This is a genomic window from Bacillus manliponensis (assembly GCF_000712595.1).
Taxonomy (GTDB): domain Bacteria; phylum Bacillota; class Bacilli; order Bacillales; family Bacillaceae_G; genus Bacillus_A; species Bacillus_A manliponensis.
Map to the genome: position 1 here is coordinate 66,286 of NZ_JOTN01000002.1, position 15,004 is coordinate 81,289.

The window sequence follows — 15,004 nt, forward strand, 5'->3', positions numbered from 1 at the left end:
AAAGAAATCGCAATTACACTTCCATAATTTCTTTTTCTTTGTTTTTCGTAACATCGTCAACTTTTGCGATGTACTTATCTGTTTCTTTTTGGATATCTTCAGTGTATCCTCTTAAATCATCTTCTGTAATTTCGCTATTTTTCTCAAGCTTTTTCAGCTCATCATTTGCATCACGACGAACGTTACGAACTGCAACTTTTGCATCTTCAGAGTACTTTTTCACAAGTTTCACAAGCTCACGACGACGCTCTTCTGTTAATGCAGGGAATGCAATACGAATAACAGATCCATCATTAGAAGGATTTAAACCTAAATCAGCTTTTAAAATTGCTTTTTCAATATCAGAGATAGAAGACTTGTCATATGGTTGAATTACAAGTAGACGAGCTTCTGGTACTGTAATATTTGCTAATTGTACTACCGGAGTTGGTGCACCGTAGTAATCCACTTGTACTTTATCTAATGCAGCTGCACTTGCACGACCTGCACGAACTGTAGAAAGTTCACGAGAATAAGCAGCGATTGCTTTTTCCATTTTATCTTTTGCACTATTTAATACTTGTTGTGCCATTATTATTTCCCCCTTACAATTGTTCCGATATTTTCGCCCATAACGGCGCGTTTAATATTTCCTTCTTCCACAACTGAGAATACAATTAATGGAATGTCATTGTCCATACATAAAGATGAAGCTGTAGAATCCATTACACCTAAACCTTCTTTTAATACATCTAAGTATGTAAGTGATTCATATTTTGTTGCTGTTTCATCAATTGATGGATCTGCGTTGTATACGCCATCCACATTATTTTTTGCCATTAAAATAACGTCTGCTTCAATTTCAGCAGCACGTAAAGCTGCTGTTGTATCTGTAGAGAAGTAAGGATTTCCTGTACCTGCTGCAAAAATAACAACACGCTTTTTCTCTAAATGACGAATTGCTTTACGACGAATATATGGCTCTGCAACTTGACGCATTTCAATCGAAGTTTGAACACGCGTTTGAATACCAATATTCTCTAAACTATCTTGAAGTGCTAAAGAGTTCATAACCGTTGCTAACATACCCATGTAATCTGCTCCTGCACGATCCATGCCCATCTCGCTTCCGATTTTCCCACGCCAAATGTTGCCACCACCAACAACAACAGCTACTTCAACATCAAGTTCTGCAATTTCTTTCACTTGTTCTGCAACTGATTTGATAACAGCTGGATTAATTCCAAATCCTTTTTCTCCTGCTAAAGCTTCACCACTTAACTTTAGCACAACACGATTATATTTCGGCTTACTCATAATGAACCTCCATTGCTTACATCTTTATTTTAAAAAAGGGAACACAATGTGTCCCCCAATCTTTATTAGTTGTTACCTTTTACTTGGTTCATTACTTCTTCAGCGAAGTTATCTTCGCGTTTTTCGATACCTTCACCAACTTCGTAACGTACGAACTCGCGTACTTTTCCGCCTTTAGACTCTACGAATTGACGAACTTTCATATCAGGGTTTTTAACGAAAGCTTGGTCAAGTAAGCAGATTTCTTCGAAGAACTTGCCTAGACGACCTTCAACCATTTTTGCAACGATCTTTTCAGGTTTACCTTCGTTTAATGCTTGTTGCGTTAATACTTGACGCTCATGCTCAACTTCTTCAGCTGTTACAGCATCGCGGTCGATGTATTTAGGGTTTACAGCTGCAACGTGCATAGCAACGTCTTTTGCAGCAGCTTCTTCAGTAGTACCTTCAACAACTGTTAATACACCAATGCGGCCACCCATGTGTAAGTAAGCACCAAATGCATCAGCGTCAGTTTTTGTTACGATCTCAAAGCGACGAAGAGTTAATTTCTCACCAATTTTAGCGATTGCTTCATTGATGTGTTGCTCTACTGTCTTACCTTCTGTAATTTCTTGAGTCATAGCTTCTTCAACAGATGCAGGCTTGCTAGCGAATAAGTGTGCAGCTAATTCTTTTGTTAACGCTTGGAAACCTTCGTTTTTCGCAACGAAGTCAGTTTCAGAGTTTAACTCTAAGATTAAAGCTTCGTTACCTTGTGCTTCAATGTAAGTTAAACCTTCAGCAGCGATGCGATCTGATTTTTTAGCAGCTTTCGCAATACCTTTTTCACGTAAGAAATCAACAGCTTTTTCCATATCGCCGTTTGTTTCTGTTAATGCTTTTTTGCAGTCCATCATACCTGCGCCAGTTTTTTCGCGCAGTTCTTTTACCATTTGTGCAGTGATTGCCATAGTTTTCATCCTCCTAATTGTATGTATATCCTTAAAAAAAGGTGATAAAAGGCCTAACCCCTTATCACCTTTCCAAATTGTTACTCAGTAACAGTTTCTTCACCTTGTTTTGCTTCAAGGATCGCATCTGCCATTTTAGATGTAAGAAGTTTTACAGCACGAATTGCATCATCGTTTGCTGGAATTACGTGATCGATTTCGTCTGGATCACAGTTTGTATCAACAATACCGATGATTGGGATGTTTAATTTACGTGCTTCAGCAACTGCGATACGCTCTTTACGAGGGTCTACTACGAATAATGCATCTGGAAGACCTTTCATATCTTTAATACCGCCTAAGAACTTCTCAAGACGCTCTAATTCTTTTTTAAGTTGAACTACTTCTTTTTTAGGAAGCACTTCAAAAGTACCGTCTTCTTGCATTCTTTCGATGTCTTTAAGACGCTTAATACGCTTTTGAATTGTTTGGAAGTTTGTTAAAGTACCACCTAACCAACGTTGGTTAACGAAGTACATACCAGCACGTGTTGCTTCTTCTTTGATAGCTTCTTGTGCTTGTTTTTTAGTACCAACGAATAAAACGTTACCGCCTTCAGCAGCGATACCTTTCATTACGTTGAAAGCTTCCTCAACTTTTTTCACAGTTTTTTGTAAGTCGATGATGTAGATACCGTTACGCTCTGTGAAAATGTAACGCTTCATTTTTGGGTTCCAACGACGAGTTTGATGTCCGAAATGAACACCAGCTTCAAGCAATTGCTTCATAGAAATTACTGACATTATTTAGTCCTCCTAAATGGTTTTTTAGATATCCTCCGTTCACTTCATCTTTAAGTGAAACTACTAACGTAGCACCAACACTTAAATCAGTGAACGTGTGTACTTTGTACTGACACCATTAGTTACTATAACATAATGAAATAACACAATCAAGTCGATTTTTGCATAGATTGTAATTTTTTCTTTCGTTATGACGACTAGGGTCATAGAGTGTCAATATTCCTAATGTTGCTCGCCTCGTTCCGATAGAAGCATCCTTTCACAGTATGTCCGTAACTTGCTGGTTTTAAGCAAAAAAAAGAGCCTTTCCCTTATAAGGGAGAGGCTCTTTACAATCATTAGTTTGTTTTTAATTTAGCAAGTTCGTGTAAAAACTTGTCATTTAACACTTTAATATATGTTCCCTTCATACCTAAAGAACGTGACTCAATTACACCAGCACTCTCTAATTTACGAAGTGCGTTCACGATCACAGAACGTGTAATTCCTACACGGTCAGCAATTTTACTTGCAACAAGTAAACCTTCTGTTCCGTTTAACTCTTCAAAGATATGCTCAATTGCTTCTAGCTCACTGTAAGATAAAGAGCTAATCGCCATTTGAACAACAGCTTTGCTACGTGCTTCCTCTTCGATTTCTTCAGCTTTTTCACGTAAAATCTCCATACCTACAACAGTAGAGCTATACTCAGCAAGAATTAAATCATCATCTAAGAATTCTTGACCTAGACGCGCTAATACTAGCGTACCTAGACGCTCACCACCACCAACAATTGGTACAATTGTTGTTAAACCTTGACCGAATAGGTCTCTGTTTTCTACAGGGAACGCTGTGTAATCGCTATCTACACCTAAGTTAGAAGAAGTCTCTGTTACGTTAAATAAACTTTGTGTATATTGCTCTGGGAATTGACGCTCTGCAAGCATTTGCTTCATACGCTCATTCTCAATTTGTTGGTGAATCGCATATCCTAATAATTTACCACGACGGCTTACAATAAACACGTTCGCTTCAATTACTTCACACATTGTATCTGCCATTTCTCTGAAGTTTACAGGTTTTCCTGCTGCGCTTTGTAATAACGCGTTTAACTTTCTCGTTTTTGCTAATAATTCCATTTCAAAATTTCCTCCTACGTATCATCGCATATTTTTCATCACTTGGAAACTAGGGCGAGTCACCTGATGATTCAACTACAAAATAAACTGGCTCACATCTTTATTTTTAGCAATCGTTGCTAACTTTTCCTCAACATATTGAGGTGTTATCGTTATTTTTTCTAACGTAACTTCAGATGCTTCAAACGATAAATCTTCAAGAAGTTTTTCCATAATTGTATGAAGTCTTCTTGCTCCAATATTATCCGTATCTTGATTGACTTGATAAGCAATCTCGGCAATCTTACGAATAGCATCGTCAGAAAATTCAATTTCTATACCTTCAGTTGCTAATAATGCTTTATATTGTTTCACTAATGCATTATCCGGCTCCACTAAAATCTTCACAAAATCATCTGTTGATAACTTTGTTAATTCAACACGAATTGGGAATCTCCCTTGTAATTCAGGAACAAGGTCAGATGGTTTAGACATATGAAAAGCTCCAGCGGCCATAAATAATATATAATCCGTTTTCACAGAGCCGTATTTTGTGACAATTGTTGATCCTTCCACAATTGGTAAAATATCACGTTGCACACCTTCTCTTGACACATCAACGCTATTCGATTGTTTACCAGCAATTTTGTCAATCTCATCAATAAAAATAATTCCGAGCTGTTCAGCACGATAAACAGCCTCTTGTGTAACTTCATCCATATCAATTAAGCGCTGTGCTTCTTCATTTGTCAAGAGTTTTCTCGCTTCTTTTACAGAAAGTTTTCTTTTCTTCGTCTTTTTTGGCATAATACTTCCTAGTGCATCTTGGAAATTCATACCCATTTGCTCCATCCCTGTACCTTGAAGCATATCAAACATAGAAGATTGTTGCTCAGTCACCTCTATCGTAACCACTTCATCTTCTAATACACCTGCAGCAAGTTGTTTTTCAACTTCTTTTCTTTTTCTTTCAATTTCTACAGCATCTTGTTCTCCAGATGTTGTATTCGTATTTTGATTTTGATAACCACCAAAAAGCATTTCTAGCGGATTTTTGAATCCAGATTGCTTTTCTTTACTCGGAACCAAAATTTCCACAAGACGTTGGTTTGCTTGTTCCCTTGCTTTATCCTGCACACCAATCATCTTTTCTTCTTTCACAATTCGTACAGAAGTTTCTACAAGGTCACGCACCATAGACTCTACATCTCGACCAACATATCCAACCTCTGTAAATTTTGTCGCTTCAACTTTAATAAACGGTGCACCAACAAGCTTTGCCATACGACGAGCTACTTCAGTCTTCCCCACTCCGGTAGGTCCAATCATTAAAATATTCTTCGGAGCAATTTCATCTCGCAAATCTTCCGCTAACTTACTGCGACGGTAACGATTTCTTAATGCCACCGCAACCGCCTTCTTTGCATCTTTTTGACCGATAATATACTGATCTAACTTTTCTACAATTTGCTTTGGAGTGAAATGTAAATGCATATAATATGCCTCCCTTACAGTTTTACAGTTCTTCCACAATAATGTTTTCGTTCGTATATACACAAATGTCACTAGCGATTTCTAAGCTTGCTTTCGCGATTTCTTTAGCTGTTAAATGTTCACTAGCATGGCGTTTTAAAGCACGACCAGCAGAAAGTGCATAATGCCCCCCAGATCCAATAGCTAAAATACCATCGTCCGGCTCAATTACCTCACCAGTACCTGAAACAAGTAACATTGTATTTTTATCCATTACAATGAGCATCGCTTCTAATTGACGTAGCATCTTATCTCCACGCCACTGTTTTGCCATTTCTACTGCTGCACGTTGTAAATTTCCATTATACTCTTCTAGTCTACCTTCGAACATTTCAAAAAGAGTAAAAGCATCCGCTACAGACCCAGCAAATCCAGCTAATACTTTTCCGTGAAATAATTTTCGGACTTTCCTTGCCTTATGTTTCATCACAACAGCATTCCCAAGTGTAACTTGACCGTCTCCAGCCATTGCACACTCTCCATTATGGTGAATCGCAAAGATTGTTGTAGCATGGAAATTTCCCATAGAAAAAACTCCTTTATTTGTTTTTATAGCTTTTATAAAACAATTTATGCTCGAGGGTGATGCATCATGTAAACAGAACGCAACCTTTCCTTTGAAACATGCGTATAAATTTGAGTTGTTGACAAATTCTCATGACCCAATAACTCCTGCACAGTTCTTAAATCTGCACCTTCATTTAGCATATGTGTAGCAAATGTATGCCGAATCATATGCGGATGAATACGCATTGTAAGAGATGCTTTTTTTATTAGTTCATTCAAAATGTATCGAACGCCTCTCGCTGTTAAAGCCGTCCCTTTCGCATTCAAAAAAACCATTTGGGAGTGTTCCTTCGCCTTTTTCTCAAGCTCTTTTCTCCCGTTTTCTATGTAGGTTAACAAAGCATCTTGTGCATAACTACCAAAGGGAACATACCTTTGTTTTTTTCCTTTACCCATCACTAAAATCGTCCCAACTGAAAAGTCAATATCAGCAAGTTGTAAATTTACACATTCACTCACGCGAATACCAGTAGCATACATGAGCTCTAACAACGCTTGATCACGTTGCCCTAATGGTTTAGATATATCTGGAACATCAAATAGTTTTTCTAGTTCTTCCATGTAAAAAAATTTTGGGATTGACCATTCTTTTTTGGGGAGTGACGCAAGTGCAAATGGATTATCTTCCCGATAACCTTCCCGCATAAGGAAGCGGTATAAGCTACGTAAACTTGATACTTTACGTGCTACAGATTTTCGGGCTAACTTTTCTTCATGCAATGTTGTTAAATACAAACGAACATCCACGTACGTAACGTCCATAAAAGAGGAGATGTTTTCTCGTTTCATAAATTGCACAAAATGTTCAATATCATTTTGATAGCCTGCAATTGTATATTTTGAATAATTTCTTTCAATTTGTAAATATTCAACGAATAATTGTAACAATTTCTTTACATTCATAGTCCTCACCTCAATAAAGGCTACTAAATCGTATCACAACTCAGTAGCCTTTGCAAGAAATTTAATTAAATATTTACAAAATTTTGAATTGTTCCTAAAGCACGCTCAGCATATGCTTCGTTGCGTTCTTGTTTCTTCTTAATTTTCTTCTCCAGCGGCGCAAATAACCCAAAGTTTGCATTCATCGGCTGGAAGTTTTTCGAATTTGTTGCTGTAATATAATTCGCCATACTTCCCATTGCTGTAACCGTTGGTAATACTACCAATTCCTTCCCTTGAACGAGACGTGCTGCATTAATACCTGCTAAAAGTCCCGAAGCTGCAGATTCTACATATCCTTCTACACCTGTCATTTGACCAGCGAAGAATAAATCATCACGTTCTTTATATTGGTATGTCGGACGAAGTAATTTCGGCGAGTTAATGAATGTGTTACGATGCATCACACCATAACGTACAATCTCTGCATTTTCAAGACCTGGAATTAACTGTAACACTTCTTTTTGAGGTCCCCATTTTAAATGTGTTTGGAAGCCAACAATATTGTAAAGCGTGCCTGCTGCATCATCTTGACGTAATTGAACGACAGCATGTGGTGTTTTCCCTGTTTTCGGATCTTCTAATCCTACAGGCTTCATTGGTCCAAATAATAACGTTTGTCTACCACGTCCTGCCATTACTTCAACAGGCATACATCCTTCAAAGAAAATTTCTTTCTCAAATTCTTTTAATGGTACTGTTTCTGCTGCGACTAAAGCGTCATAAAAACGATTAAATTCTTCTTCTGTCATTGGACAATTCAGGTATGCCGCTTCCCCTTTGTCATAACGAGATTTTAAATACACTTTATTCATATCGATGCTATCTTTTTCAACAATCGGTGCTGCTGCATCGTAGAAGTAGAAGTAATCTTCGCCAGTTAATTCCTTTAATTGTCCAGAAAGCGCTGGCGATGTAAGTGGACCTGTCGCAATAATCGTTGGCCCTTCTGGTATCTCTGTAATTTCTTCATTCATTACTGTAATGTTCGGATGGTTCTTTACGTATTCTGTTACTTTCGCGGCGAACTCATGACGATCTACAGCTAACGCCCCACCAGCTGGTACAGAACACTCGTCAGCAGCACGTATAATAACAGAATCAAGACGACGCATTTCTTCTTTAATGACACCAACAGCGTTTGTTAATGTGTTTGCACGTAAAGAGTTACTACATACAAGTTCAGCAAACTTATCTGTATGATGAGCTGGAGTTTGTTTTACTGGTCGCATTTCATATAATTTTACTTGAACGCCACGTTTTGCAATTTGGTAAGCCGCCTCACTTCCCGCAAGACCTGCTCCAATGACGTTTACTACTTGTGTTGTCATATCTATCACCTTTCTTTTCGCATTCCCGAAAAAAATGTGAGCGATTACGCTCACATTTGTTGTTCTTCTTCATAATCACAAGAAACACACTGTACTTGAACACCTTTTTTCAATTTCTTCTCAGCCAACATTCCTTCGCACTTTGGACATTTTCGTCCGATTGGCTTATCCCAAGAAACAAAATCACAACCTGGGTATGTGCTACAGCCATAGAAGAGACGTTTCTTTTGATTGCTTCGTCTCTCAATAATTTGTCCTTCGTCACATTTCGGACAAGTAACACCAATTTCTTTCACAATCGCTTTTGTATTTCGACAATCCGGGAAGTTGGAACAAGCCATAAACTTACCGAATTTCCCCATTTTAAAGACCATCGGGTGACCACACTGTTCACAATCTTCTCCAGCAGGTTCATCTTTAATCTCTACTTCCCGCATTTCTTTCTCAGCTTTCTCAAGACGAGGTTCGAAACCTTGATAGAAGTCATCAACAATTTTCACCCAATTTGCTTTCCCTTCCTCTATTTCATCAAGGTTTTGCTCCATATTAGCAGTAAACTCGATATTAATAATTTCCGGGAAAAACTCTAAAATCAGTTCAATTACAATTTCACCAAGTTCTGTTGGTACGAATCGTTTATTATCAAGAGCTACATAACCACGCTTTTGAATCGTTTCAAGTGTTGGCACATACGTAGATGGTCGACCTATACCAAGTTCCTCTAGCGTTTTTACTAAACGCGCCTCTGTATAACGTGGTGGCGGCTGAGTAAAGTGCTGCTTTGGTTCTACGTCTTTCGAAAAGACTGTTTCTCCAATTTCTAAATCTGGAAGCATTCTATCTTTTTCTTCTGCACCATCATCTTTTGATTCTACATACACCTTCATAAATCCAGGGAATTTAACAACTGAGCCATTCGCTCTAAATTGAACAGAGTTATTGACAAGTGTAGCCGTTACTGTGTCCATTATGGCAGGTGCCATTTGACTTGCAACAAATCGCTCCCAAATGAGTTTGTATAAACGCAATTGATCTCGGCTTAAATAACTTTTTAACTCCTCTGGCTTTCTCATAACTGAAGTTGGTCTAATTGCTTCATGTGCATCTTGCGCATTTGATTTCTTCGTTTCTTTTTTCTTTTGTGTTCCTATGTAGTCTAACCCAAATGCTTCTTCAATATAAGAACGAACTTCGCCCTGTGCTGTTTCTGAAATTCGCGTAGAGTCTGTTCTCATATATGTAATTAAACCTACCGTACCTTGCTTACCAAGATCAATACCTTCATATAGTTGCTGTGCAAGCATCATCGTTTTCTTCGCTCTCATATTTAGCTTACGAGCCGCTTCTTGCTGCAAAGATGAGGTTGTAAACGGTAAGGCCGGGTTACGTTTACGCTCTTTCTTTGTTACACTTTCAACTGAAAATGCATTTTCTTTCATGGTTTCAATAATTTCAGTTACTTGCTGTTCATTTGTTAAAGGAACCTTTTCGCCATTTATACCATAAAAAGATGCTTCAAATGTTTCTTTTCCTTTTACAAATTCAGTTTTAATTGTCCAAAACTCTTCCGGTATAAATTCTTGAATTTCTTTCTCACGCTCTATGATTAAGCGAACTGCAACAGACTGCACACGCCCCGCACTTAACCCTTTTTTCACTTTCTTCCATAATAAAGGACTAATATTGTAACCAACGAGACGATCTAAAACTCGTCTTGCTTGCTGTGCATCCACTAAATCCATATTAATTGCACGAGGATGCTTAAATGATTCTTTAATCGCATCTTTTGTGATTTCGTTAAAGACAACGCGGCAATCTGATTCAACATCTACATGCAAAGCATTTGCTAAATGCCAAGCAATCGCTTCCCCTTCACGATCCGGATCGGCTGCGAGATAGACTTTTTTTGCTTTTTTAGCTGCCGTCTTTAAATCTTTTAAAACGGGACCTTTACCACGAATGGTAATATATTTGGGGGTAAAGTTATTTTTCACTTCAATACCCATTTGGCTTTTTGGTAAATCGCGAACATGTCCCATAGACGCGACTACTTTGTATTTTTTTCCTAAATATTTTTCAATGGTTTTCGCCTTAGAAGGCGACTCCACGATTACGAGGTAATCTGACATGCTAGTGCCTCCTTAAGAGGTGGATTCAAGTCTTCATTAATATTATTGATTTCTCTTGTTTTTGTCAAACAAGAATGACTATAACATACAGTGCCAATCTACCATTTGTCAATAATTGTTTAATAAAAACATAAAAATATACTACTCAATTAAAAGTTCTTCTAGTATATCCGCACCACTCATTATAAGTTTTGCCCCTTGTTGAATCAGTAGATTTGTTCCAGTTGCCCCCTCTGTAAAAATAGGCCCTGGAAGTGCGAAAACCTCTCTATTTTGCTCTAGAGCGCACTCTGCCGTAATAAGAGAGCCACTGCGTACGTTCGCTTCTATAACAAGAACTCCTTTACTTAAACCACTTATAATACGGTTACGCTTTGGAAAATACCATTTCCTTGGTGCATAATGCGGAGGATATTCTGTTATAAGTAAGATTTGCTCTTGCCATTTTTCATAAAAACTACGATTACCCGTTGGATACATATATTGCAAACCATGCCCTAGTACTGCAACTGTCGAACATCTCGCTTCTACTGTAATTTCATGTATAAGCGTATCGATTCCAGCCGCGAAACCACTTACAGTAATCCATCCTTTTTGAAGAGGCTGTTGTAAAATAGATTGTATGTTACTTTTTCCATATAAAGAAGGCGTTCTTGTCCCAACAGCACCTAGTTTGTTCGGCAACATTAATATTGTGCTATCTCCCTTACCATATAAAACAAACGGTGGATCATAAATTTCACGAAGTGCCTGAGGATAGTCTTCGTCCCATATTGTTTTATAAAAAATGTTTTGATTTCTCAATTGATGTGTACAAATAGAAGGTGTTGTTTTTTGTAGAAAAGAGGAGACTTCAGAGGCTTTTTTTGAAGATAATCCAAGTTGCGTTTTTAAGCGCTCGGGAGAAAAAGAATAAACATATTTCAATTCAGGATCTATAAGAAGCAGCTTACGTAATGCAACGTAGCAATCTGCTAACACATAATGAAGATGCAACAACCTCTCTTTTTTCATATCCATTCTCCTTACCCATAATTTTTGTTATGTTAACAAAAAATGAACAAAAAGACACCCTCCATTAAAGAAGGTGTCTTTCAAAAGGATTAGTGATTTTTACAAGTTTCAAATAATCCTTTTTCTTTTAAAACAGAAATTAAAGTTTCACCCATAACAGCTGGTGTTTCAGCAACTTTAATACCACAAGCTTCCATTGTTTTAATCTTTTCAGCAGCTGTACCTTTACCACCAGAAATAATAGCGCCAGCATGACCCATACGCTTTCCTTCAGGTGCTGTTTGACCACCGATGAAACCAACTACAGGCTTCGTCATATTCGCCTTCACCCACTCAGCAGCTTCTTCTTCTGCAGTTCCACCAATTTCACCAATCATAATTACAGCGTGCGTTTCTTCATCTTCATTAAATGCTTTTAACGCATCAATAAAGTCTGTACCATTTACAGGGTCTCCACCAATACCTACAGCTGTAGATTGACCAATTCCCTCTTGTGTTAACTGGTGTACAGCTTCATACGTTAATGTACCAGAGCGAGATACAATGCCTACGTGACCTTTTTTATGAATGTATCCTGGCATGATACCAATTTTACATTCTTCAGGTGTAATTACACCTGGGCAGTTTGGTCCAAGTAAACGTGTATGTTTACCTGCCATATAACGCTTTACATTTACCATATCTAATACAGGAATGCCTTCTGTAATACATACAACTAAATCGATTTCTGCATCAACAGCTTCCATAATTGCATCAGCAGCAAAAGCAGGTGGAACATATACAACTGAAGCATTTGCTCCTGTTGCTTTCACAGCGTCTTCAACTGTATTGAATACTGGTACGCCCTCAATTTCAGTACCACCTTTACCAGGCGTAACACCTGCAACGATTTTCGTACCATATTCAAGCATTTGTTTTGTATGGAATAAACCTTGAGAACCAGTAATACCTTGTACAATAACTTTTGTATCTTTATTAACTAATACGCTCATTTTTCTCCCCCGCTTTCTATTAACCTACTAGTGCAACAATCTTTTGTGCACCGTCTGCCATAGATTCTGCTGCAACAATATTTAAACCAGATTCATTTAAAATCTTCTTACCTAACTCAACGTTTGTACCTTCAAGACGTACAACAAGTGGTAATTCAAGCCCTACTTGTTTTGTTGCCTCAATAACACCTTCTGCAATTACGTCACACTTCATAATGCCACCAAAGATGTTAACGAAAATACCTTTTACATTCTTGTCAGATAGAATGATTTTGAAAGCTTCTGTAACTTTCTCAGCTGTAGCGCCGCCACCAACATCTAAGAAGTTTGCAGGGTCACCATTGTAATGCTTAATAATATCCATTGTTGCCATCGCAAGACCTGCACCATTTACCATGCAACCAATGTTTCCATCTAAAGGAATATAGTTTAAATCATATTTAGAAGCTTCAATTTCTTTTGCATCTTCTTCGTCAAGGTCGCGAAGTGCTAAAATATCTTTATGACGATATAATGCATTAGAATCGAAGTTTAGCTTTGCATCTAATGCCATAACTTTACCATCACCTGTTGTAACAAGTGGGTTAATTTCTGCGATAGAGCAATCTTTTTCAATAAACACACGGTATAAGCCCATCATAAACTTTACAGCTTGTCCAACAAGCGCTGCTGGAATATTAATATTGAAGGCAATACGGCGTGCTTGGAACCCTTGTAAACCTACCGCTGGATCAATATATTCTTTAAAGATTTTTTCTGGTGTTTTTTCTGCCACTTCTTCAATTTCTGTTCCGCCTTCTTCAGAAGCCATTAACACAACTTGAGAAGTTGCACGATCTAATACAAGGCCGATATAATATTCTTTTTGAATATCGCAACCTTCTTCAATTAGTAAGCGCTTTACTTCTTTTCCTTCAGGACCCGTTTGATGTGTAACAAGCGTAGTACCTAAAATATTTTCCGCATATGTACGAACTTCTTCTAAACCTTTTGCTACTTTTACACCGCCAGCTTTGCCGCGTCCACCAGCGTGAATTTGTGCTTTCACTACACATACGTTCGTTCCTAATTCTTTCGCAGCTTCAACAGCTTCTTCTACTGTAAAAGCAACTTTTCCATTCGGAACGCTTACCCCATAATTTCTAAGGATTTCTTTACCTTGGTACTCATGGATATTCATGGTCCCATCCTCCCCTATTTTCCTCGAAAAGTTTTTAAATGTTTTTAAATGTCTAAAAAACACTACAAACACATTGTATAAAATGTTTGCCACCGTGTCTAGACTAAAGTTTCAGAAAACTGAAATCGCTTTATTCTTTTTGAAAATAGTTATTTTAATATGTAAAAATAAAAAAATAAACGATTTAAAACCCTTTCTTTTCCCAGATAGAACCATGCATTATAACAACCAAAGGTTTTTCTACCTCATATTATGAAAAATAGAAGGAGTTAACCAATATGACGTTGTCTATTTTTCACAACAGATGCTAGAGCTCACTAAAAAATAAAAAGGATTGATATAGCATTCTTCTATATCAATCCTTTTTATTTTTTAAATCATATCTTTAATTGGCGCAAATGTTTTTCTATGCTCTCCTAACACACCATACGCTTCAATCGCTTGTAAATGTTGCTTTGTCCCATAGCCCATGTGCTGTTCAAAACCATATTGAGGATATTTCTCTCCAAGCGCTTTCATCATGCGATCCCGCGTCACTTTTGCAACGATAGAGGCTGCCGAGATAGAAATACTTTTCGCATCACCTTTAATAATCGATGTTTGTGAAATGGCAATCGGCAACTCCATTGCATCTATCAATAAGTGTTCTGGCGCCTTCCCTAAACGAGCTACAGCTGTCAACATCGCCTTTTTCGTCGCTTGATATATATTCAGTTCATCAATCTCATGTGCATCTATAATACCAATGCCTATTGCCAGCGCTTCTTCTTGGATTTTTTCATAAAACAGCTCTCTTTTCGCTTCACTAAGCTTTTTAGAATCATTTAACCCTAATACACAAAAATCTTCTGGAAGCACAACAGCGGCTGCTACAACTGGCCCAGCTAACGGACCTCTTCCTACTTCGTCAATCCCTGCAATGTACATTACACCTTGCTCACGTAACCCTTTTTCATACTTTGACATTTCCGCAAACTGTTTACGTTCTTTCGCTTCAAGCTCTTTTCCTTTTTTCCATCTCGTAACGAGTTTTTGTACCCCTTTTCGCTCGTCTTGCAAAATGACAGCAAATCGTTCATCTTCTTCTGATACCATTTCTCGTAACATACACTCTATCTCTTGAATCGTTTGTTTCTTTTGCATACCTTATCCTCCTATAAACAAGAAAAGGCGCGCAAACGCACGCCT

The 15,004-nt window shown here is 37.8% G+C and carries 14 protein-coding genes; all 14 read right to left on the minus strand.

Annotated elements, in window-relative coordinates:
* Nucleotides 1–13 precede the first annotated feature (13 nt).
* The 14 genes from frr to BAMA_RS02285 all read right to left on the minus strand — a co-directional run bounded on the left by frr (nucleotide 14) and on the right by BAMA_RS02285 (nucleotide 14,959).
* Nucleotides 14–571 carry a ribosome recycling factor gene (gene frr / locus BAMA_RS02220; RefSeq protein WP_034635706.1) on the minus strand — a complete coding sequence of 186 codons (558 nt, stop codon included), beginning with the start codon at nucleotides 569–571 and terminating at the stop codon, nucleotides 14–16.
* A 2-nt stretch (nucleotides 572–573) separates the two neighbouring features.
* Nucleotides 574–1,296, minus strand: coding sequence for a UMP kinase (gene pyrH / locus BAMA_RS02225; RefSeq protein WP_034635707.1), 723 nt, complete (start codon nucleotides 1,294–1,296; stop codon nucleotides 574–576).
* Between the two features lie 65 nt (nucleotides 1,297–1,361).
* Nucleotides 1,362–2,249 (minus strand): translation elongation factor Ts, encoded by an 888-nt coding sequence (gene tsf, locus BAMA_RS02230; protein WP_034635708.1) that lies wholly within the window; start codon nucleotides 2,247–2,249, stop codon nucleotides 1,362–1,364.
* An 80-nt stretch (nucleotides 2,250–2,329) separates the two neighbouring features.
* Nucleotides 2,330–3,031: a 30S ribosomal protein S2 gene (rpsB, locus tag BAMA_RS02235; protein ID WP_034635709.1), complete on the minus strand. Its 702-nt coding sequence runs from the start codon at nucleotides 3,029–3,031 to the stop codon at nucleotides 2,330–2,332.
* 338 nt (nucleotides 3,032–3,369) lie between these two features.
* The gene (codY, locus tag BAMA_RS02240) at nucleotides 3,370–4,149 is read right to left on the minus strand and encodes a GTP-sensing pleiotropic transcriptional regulator CodY (RefSeq protein WP_034635710.1); all 780 of its coding nucleotides are present in this window, start codon (nucleotides 4,147–4,149) and stop codon (nucleotides 3,370–3,372) included.
* Nucleotides 4,150–4,224: 75 nt separating this feature from the next.
* Nucleotides 4,225–5,622 carry an ATP-dependent protease ATPase subunit HslU gene (gene hslU / locus BAMA_RS02245; RefSeq protein ID WP_034635711.1) on the minus strand — a complete coding sequence of 466 codons (1,398 nt, stop codon included), beginning with the start codon at nucleotides 5,620–5,622 and terminating at the stop codon, nucleotides 4,225–4,227.
* A gap of 22 nt (nucleotides 5,623–5,644) precedes the next feature.
* On the minus strand, nucleotides 5,645–6,187 hold the full coding sequence (gene hslV / locus BAMA_RS02250) for an ATP-dependent protease subunit HslV (protein WP_034635712.1): 543 nt from the start codon (nucleotides 6,185–6,187) through the stop codon (nucleotides 5,645–5,647).
* Nucleotides 6,188–6,231: 44 nt separating this feature from the next.
* Nucleotides 6,232–7,131, minus strand: a complete 900-nt coding sequence (xerC, locus tag BAMA_RS02255; protein WP_034635713.1) for a tyrosine recombinase XerC — start codon at nucleotides 7,129–7,131, stop codon at nucleotides 6,232–6,234.
* A 65-nt stretch (nucleotides 7,132–7,196) separates the two neighbouring features.
* Nucleotides 7,197–8,501 carry an FADH(2)-oxidizing methylenetetrahydrofolate--tRNA-(uracil(54)-C(5))-methyltransferase TrmFO gene (trmFO, locus tag BAMA_RS02260; RefSeq protein ID WP_034636210.1) on the minus strand — a complete coding sequence of 435 codons (1,305 nt, stop codon included), beginning with the start codon at nucleotides 8,499–8,501 and terminating at the stop codon, nucleotides 7,197–7,199.
* 50 nt (nucleotides 8,502–8,551) lie between these two features.
* Entirely contained in the window at nucleotides 8,552–10,630 is a 2,079-nt protein-coding gene (topA, locus tag BAMA_RS02265; RefSeq protein ID WP_034635714.1) for a type I DNA topoisomerase, read from the minus strand.
* A 141-nt stretch (nucleotides 10,631–10,771) separates the two neighbouring features.
* Complete coding sequence (gene dprA, locus BAMA_RS02270; protein ID WP_034635715.1) at nucleotides 10,772–11,644, minus strand: DNA-processing protein DprA; 873 nt, start codon at nucleotides 11,642–11,644, stop codon at nucleotides 10,772–10,774.
* Between the two features lie 89 nt (nucleotides 11,645–11,733).
* Nucleotides 11,734–12,636 carry a succinate--CoA ligase subunit alpha gene (gene sucD / locus BAMA_RS02275; protein WP_034635716.1) on the minus strand — a complete coding sequence of 301 codons (903 nt, stop codon included), beginning with the start codon at nucleotides 12,634–12,636 and terminating at the stop codon, nucleotides 11,734–11,736.
* Nucleotides 12,637–12,655: 19 nt separating this feature from the next.
* Entirely contained in the window at nucleotides 12,656–13,816 is a 1,161-nt protein-coding gene (gene sucC, locus BAMA_RS02280; RefSeq protein ID WP_034635717.1) for an ADP-forming succinate--CoA ligase subunit beta, read from the minus strand.
* A 372-nt stretch (nucleotides 13,817–14,188) separates the two neighbouring features.
* Nucleotides 14,189–14,959 carry a ribonuclease HII gene (locus BAMA_RS02285; RefSeq protein WP_034635718.1) on the minus strand — a complete coding sequence of 257 codons (771 nt, stop codon included), beginning with the start codon at nucleotides 14,957–14,959 and terminating at the stop codon, nucleotides 14,189–14,191.
* Between the last annotated feature and the right edge of the window lie 45 nt (nucleotides 14,960–15,004).

Excerpts from the sequence above, each read along its gene's own strand:
- frr (WP_034635706.1), bottom strand. The coding sequence starts at position 571 with ATGGCACAACAAGTATTAAATAGTGCAAAAGATAAAATGGAAAAAGCA.
- pyrH (WP_034635707.1), bottom strand. The coding sequence starts at position 1,296 with ATGAGTAAGCCGAAATATAATCGTGTTGTGCTAAAGTTAAGTGGTGAA.
- tsf (WP_034635708.1), bottom strand. The coding sequence starts at position 2,249 with ATGGCAATCACTGCACAAATGGTAAAAGAACTGCGCGAAAAAACTGGC.
- rpsB (WP_034635709.1), bottom strand. The coding sequence starts at position 3,031 with ATGTCAGTAATTTCTATGAAGCAATTGCTTGAAGCTGGTGTTCATTTC.
- codY (WP_034635710.1), bottom strand. The coding sequence starts at position 4,149 with ATGGAATTATTAGCAAAAACGAGAAAGTTAAACGCGTTATTACAAAGC.
- hslU (WP_034635711.1), bottom strand. The coding sequence starts at position 5,622 with ATGCATTTACATTTCACTCCAAAGCAAATTGTAGAAAAGTTAGATCAG.
- hslV (WP_034635712.1), bottom strand. The coding sequence starts at position 6,187 with ATGGGAAATTTCCATGCTACAACAATCTTTGCGATTCACCATAATGGA.
- xerC (WP_034635713.1), bottom strand. The coding sequence starts at position 7,131 with ATGAATGTAAAGAAATTGTTACAATTATTCGTTGAATATTTACAAATT.
- trmFO (WP_034636210.1), bottom strand. The coding sequence starts at position 8,501 with ATGACAACACAAGTAGTAAACGTCATTGGAGCAGGTCTTGCGGGAAGT.
- topA (WP_034635714.1), bottom strand. The coding sequence starts at position 10,630 with ATGTCAGATTACCTCGTAATCGTGGAGTCGCCTTCTAAGGCGAAAACC.
- dprA (WP_034635715.1), bottom strand. The coding sequence starts at position 11,644 with ATGAAAAAAGAGAGGTTGTTGCATCTTCATTATGTGTTAGCAGATTGC.
- sucD (WP_034635716.1), bottom strand. The coding sequence starts at position 12,636 with ATGAGCGTATTAGTTAATAAAGATACAAAAGTTATTGTACAAGGTATT.
- sucC (WP_034635717.1), bottom strand. The coding sequence starts at position 13,816 with ATGAATATCCATGAGTACCAAGGTAAAGAAATCCTTAGAAATTATGGG.
- BAMA_RS02285 (WP_034635718.1), bottom strand. The coding sequence starts at position 14,959 with ATGCAAAAGAAACAAACGATTCAAGAGATAGAGTGTATGTTACGAGAA.